This window comes from Acidimicrobiales bacterium (assembly GCA_036491125.1).
In the GTDB taxonomy this organism is placed as follows: Bacteria; Actinomycetota; Acidimicrobiia; order Acidimicrobiales; family AC-9; genus AC-9.
Genome location: DASXCO010000140.1, coordinates 1 through 4,556, shown reverse-complemented (window position 1 = coordinate 4,556; position 4,556 = coordinate 1). Strand labels below are relative to the sequence as shown.

Annotated in this window: 5 protein-coding genes; 1 reads left to right on the top strand and 4 read right to left on the bottom strand. The window is 67.4% G+C overall.

Going from position 1 to position 4,556, the window contains the following annotated elements:
• The 4 genes from VGF64_11405 to VGF64_11390 all read right to left on the bottom strand — a co-directional run.
• The coding region (locus tag VGF64_11405; protein HEY1635357.1) for a hypothetical protein at positions 1-369 on the bottom strand (369 nt) is incomplete at its 3' end.
• A 55-nt stretch (positions 370-424) separates the two neighbouring features.
• On the bottom strand, positions 425-1,660 hold the full coding sequence (locus VGF64_11400) for an MlaD family protein (GenBank protein HEY1635356.1): 1,236 nt from the start codon (positions 1,658-1,660) through the stop codon (positions 425-427).
• Positions 1,660-2,511 carry an ABC transporter permease gene (locus VGF64_11395; GenBank protein HEY1635355.1) on the bottom strand — a complete coding sequence of 284 codons (852 nt, stop codon included), beginning with the start codon at positions 2,509-2,511 and terminating at the stop codon, positions 1,660-1,662. Before VGF64_11395 ends, VGF64_11400 begins: the two co-directional genes overlap by 1 nt.
• Before the next feature lies 1 nt (position 2,512).
• Positions 2,513-3,304 (bottom strand): ABC transporter permease, encoded by a 792-nt coding sequence (locus VGF64_11390; protein ID HEY1635354.1) that lies wholly within the window; start codon positions 3,302-3,304, stop codon positions 2,513-2,515.
• A gap of 436 nt (positions 3,305-3,740) precedes the next feature.
• On the opposite strand from VGF64_11390, the gene VGF64_11385 reads away from it, so the two are divergent.
• The coding region (locus tag VGF64_11385; protein HEY1635353.1) for an ABC transporter ATP-binding protein at positions 3,741-4,556 on the top strand (816 nt) is incomplete at its 3' end.

Here is a 4,556-nt window from a genome sequence, read left to right as displayed (position 1 = left end):
CCGGAGCCAGCAGGTTCGCCAGGTCACCTCGCCCCCCGTCACGGACCAGCTCCCCCCTGCTCCGCCCCCGACGGTCGCGAGTCCGGGCCCGACCGAGGCGACCCCGTCAGCCTCGCTGCCAGCCACGCCAGTTACCAATTTCGCGCCGGCAACGACGATGCCTCGATCGATCACGTCGTCGATCGCCTCGACGACCCAGCCGCCGAGAACGACCGTACCGACGGCTGTTGTCCCGGCAGCGCCGCCGACCACGTCGACGCCCACGACGACTGCGACCTCGATCAGCCCGCCGACCACCTCCAGCCGGCCGACCACCACAACCACGTCGACGACCTCCACCACCTCCACCACGTCGACGACATCGACCACGTCGAAGCCCTGATCGAGCCGGGCCGACCGTCACGGCGAGGACAGCGGCGCGGCGTCACCGACCGCTCATCGCGTGGATGACGCTGCCCACGCCGGCCCGCTCGGGCACCTGGGGCTGGGCCAGGCCGGAGATGGCGGACGTGGCCATGTTCCCGGCCACCGACGACGACGTCGGCGCCGCGACCGATCCTGCGCCCGCCGAGGCCGTGGACGAGCAGTCGAACTGCGGTCCTAGGGCGGACTGGAGGGGGGCCAGGCTCTGCTGGAGCTGGGGCGGCGCCCCGGCGGGCGCCACCAGACCACAGACCAGCCTGTCGATGTCGCTGAAGCTGGTGAAGACCTTGAAGTAGGCGAACCCGCTCCCGTCGCCCGTGAGCTCACCTGGCGGGCTCTGCACCTTGGCGAACTTGAGCGTGTAGCGGTAGAGCCCGTGGATGAGGTCGGAGATGTCGGACTGGCGGGCCAGCAGGACCCGCACCACGTTGTCGCCCTGGCCGAGGAGGATGTTGATGTCGGGCCGGTAGGTCGACAGCAGCTGGGCCAGGTGGTCGGCCAGGGGCTTCAAGGTGGTGAGGAAGCTCTGGTAGGTCGCCTCGGCCTGGTTGAACACCGGCAGGCCCACGTTGTTCGCCGCGGCGATGGCGTTGAGGTTGGACGCCGTCGGGGTGAAGGCGGCCTGGAAGCGGTTGAAGGCGTCCAGGGCGTTGATCTGGGCGTTGATGGTGTTGGAGAACAGGTCGGCCAGCTGGGTGCCGGTGTCGATGCTCTGGGCGATGGTCTGGCCCAGGTTCTCCGAGGCCTGGGTCAGCTCGGAGATGATCGTCTGCAGGTCGCCGGGGTCGATGGCGTTGAACAGCGGCACGGTGGAGTTGATGAAGTCCTGCACCTGGTCGGTGGTCGCGGTGTGGGTGATCTGGCCCCCGGAGGGCAGGTAGGGCCCGGTCTGGCCGTTGGGGAAGTCGAGGCTCATGATCTCGCTGCCGAACACGCTCTGGGGCTCGAGGGTGGCGCTGGCGGCGGCCGGGACCTTGAAGCCGGGGTTGATCGTGAAGCGCACCTGCACCTGGCGGTCGACCAACGACCAGGACTTGATCTTGCCCACCTGCACCCCCCGGTAGTCCACCTCCGAGCCGGGGTGCACGTTCTGGCCCAGATGGGGGAAGGTGGCGCTGAGCGGGTAAGCGGTCGAGAAGAAGTCGTAGGCCCCGCCCACGGCCCGGTACACCACGGCCAGGGTGAGCACGGCCACCCCGAGAGCCACGACGACACGGCGGGGTCGGGTGATGTGCATCAGCCAACGATCCTCGCCGTGCCCTGCCCGCCGAAGAAGATGAGCGAGCCGAGCAGGTTGAGCAGCACGATGACGATGATCGACAGGCGGATGGCCTTGCCCGCGGCCACCCCGACTCCCGCCGGTCCTCCCGTGGCGTAGTAGCCGTAGTAGCAGTGGATGAGCACGACGGCGACAACGAAGAAGAACGCCTTGACGAACGAGAAGAAGAGGTCCTGGGGCGGCAGAAAGAGATTGAAGTAGTGCTGGTACACACCTGCCGACAGGGTGAAGAACTTGGTGACGATGAGCTGGCTGGCGAGGTAGCTGGCGAAGAGTGCCGCCAGGTAGATCGGGATCAGGGCGATGAACGCTGCCCACAGCCGCGTCGACACCAGGTACACGAAGCTGTCGACGCCCATGACCTCCAGGGCGTCGATCTCCTCTGAGACGCGCATGGCCCCGATGGACGCCGTGTAGCCGGCGCCGACCTGTGCGGCCATGGCGATGCCGGCGACGAGCGGTGTGATCTCTCGCGTGTTGGCCAGCGAGGAGATGATGCCCGTGAACGACTGGGCGCCGACCTGCTGTAGCCCTTTGAAGCCCTCCAACCCGACCTCGGTGCCGGTGAAGAACGTATTGGCGAACACGACGAAGAACATGCCGCCACCGACGACAAGCGCCCCGGCCCCGATGGCGACGTCGGACACGAGCGACACGATCTCGGCCCGGTAGCGCAGCCCCTCCGGCATGCCCCGGAGCACCCGGGCGTAGAAGGCGAGCTGGTCGAAGAGGCGCTCGGCGAACGACGTGACGCTCTGCAACGGCCGGCTCGCCGGACGGACGACGCGGTCGATGACGGGCGTCGCCACCTCAGATGCCCTTCTGAGGGACGAAGTTGAAGTAGATCACGGTCCCGACGAAGTTCACGAAGAACAGCAGGATGAAGGTGATCACGACCGACTGGTTCACGGCGTCGCCCACTCCCTTGGCGCCGCCTTTCACGGTCATGCCCTTGTAGCAGGCGACCATGGCGGAGATGAAGCCGAAGGCGATCACCTTCACCACCGCGGTCTGCAGGTCGGCAAGCTGGCTCAGCTCGTTGAAGCCGCCGAAGAAGCTGCTGCTGGTGACGTGAAGGACCTGCACTCCGAAGAAGAGACCGCCGCCGATGCCGGCGATGGCGGTGACCGCCTCGAGCAGTAGGGCGATGACCGTGGCGGCGAGGATCCGGGGTAGGACCAGGCGCTGGATCGGGTTGACCCCCATGACCTCCATGGCCGAGATCTCGTCGCGGATCCGCCGCGAGCCCAGGTCCGCGGTCATCGCCGACCCGCCGGCCCCGGCGATGATCAGGGCCGTCGCCACCGGCGACTGCTCCCGGATGACGGCCAGGACCATGGCCGCGCCCAACTGGGACTGGGCCCCGATCTGCTGGAGGAACCCTCCCACCTCGAGGGCGATGACGATGCCGAACGGAATCGAGATGAGAATGACCGGCAGCGTGCAGACCTTGGCCAGGAACCACGTCTGCTCCAGGAACTCCTGCATCGGGAACGGGCGGCGTCGGATCAGCCGTACCGACTCCAGGGCCAGTGCGAACATGCCGCCCGTCTCCTGGAAGAGCCGGTTGACCTTCCGGTTGCCCGGTATCACTACTGCCATCTACCAGCGCCTCCGCGAACCCGCGCCATCAGTCCTCCGGGAGCCCGGCCAGACGGGATCGACAACGCCTGCTCTCCCAGGCGATCGCCCGGGACCGCCAGTACACCCTTTGGTGCGACTTGTGCCTTATGCCCGGAAGATCCCAATCCCACGAGGGTCAAGGTACCCCCTGTATTCGCCGGGGTGACGTCGGACACCTCCCTGAGCGGGGCTTCCGTCAGCTCGCGTACCCATTCGGGGCCTGTGTGCCGTTTGTCACGATCAGGCCGGCCGAACCGCTACCCTGTGCCGGGCAGCCCGACAGTGAAGGGCGTCATTCGGTCCGAGCGGTCGGCCCCCGGTGGCAGCTGGCGAGACCAGTGGGGCCGCTAGGTAGGGGTCGAGCCGCCGGGCGCCGAACTACCAAGTACCCGAGCGTCGAACCGAGGGAAGGCCGGTGGCCGAGGAAGCCGTCATCTCGCTGCGTGGAGTGACCAAGTCGTTCGGATCGCACACCGTCCTCCAGGACATCTCCTTCGACATCCCCAAAGGTCGCATCACCGCCATCATGGGCCCGTCGGGGACGGGCAAGTCGGTGATGCTCAAGAACATCATCGGCCTGCTGACACCCGAGACGGGCGAGATCTGGGTCGAGGGGGAGCAGATCGTCGGGATGCGAGACCGCGATCTGTACCGGATCCGGCGGAAGATGGGCGTGCTGTTCCAGGACGGCGCCCTCTTCGGCTCGATGAACATCTACGACAACATCGCCTTCCCGCTGCGCGAGCACACCAAGAAGAGCGAGCGCGAGATCCGCGACATCGTCACGGAGAAGCTGGACATGGTCGGCCTGGCCGGCACCGAGGCCAAGCTGCCGGGCGAGATTTCCGGCGGTATGCGTAAGCGCGCCGGGCTGGCCCGGGCGCTGGTGCTCAACCCCGAGATCGTGCTGTTCGACGAGCCCGACTCCGGTCTCGACCCGGTGCGCGTCGCGTACCTGAACCAGCTGATCATCGATCTGAACGCGCAGACCGACGCCACCTTCCTCATCGTCACGCACGACATCGGGACGGCCCGCACCGTGCCCGACAACCTGGGGATGCTGTTCCGCCGCGAGCTGGTGATGTTCGGTCCGCGCGAGGTGCTGCTCACCTCGGAGGAACCGGTGGTCAAGCAGTTCCTCAACGGCCGGCGCGAGGGGCCGATCGGCATGTCGGAGGAGAAGGACGCCGCGCAGGTCGCCGCCGAATTGGCGGCCGCGGCCGACGGTGGC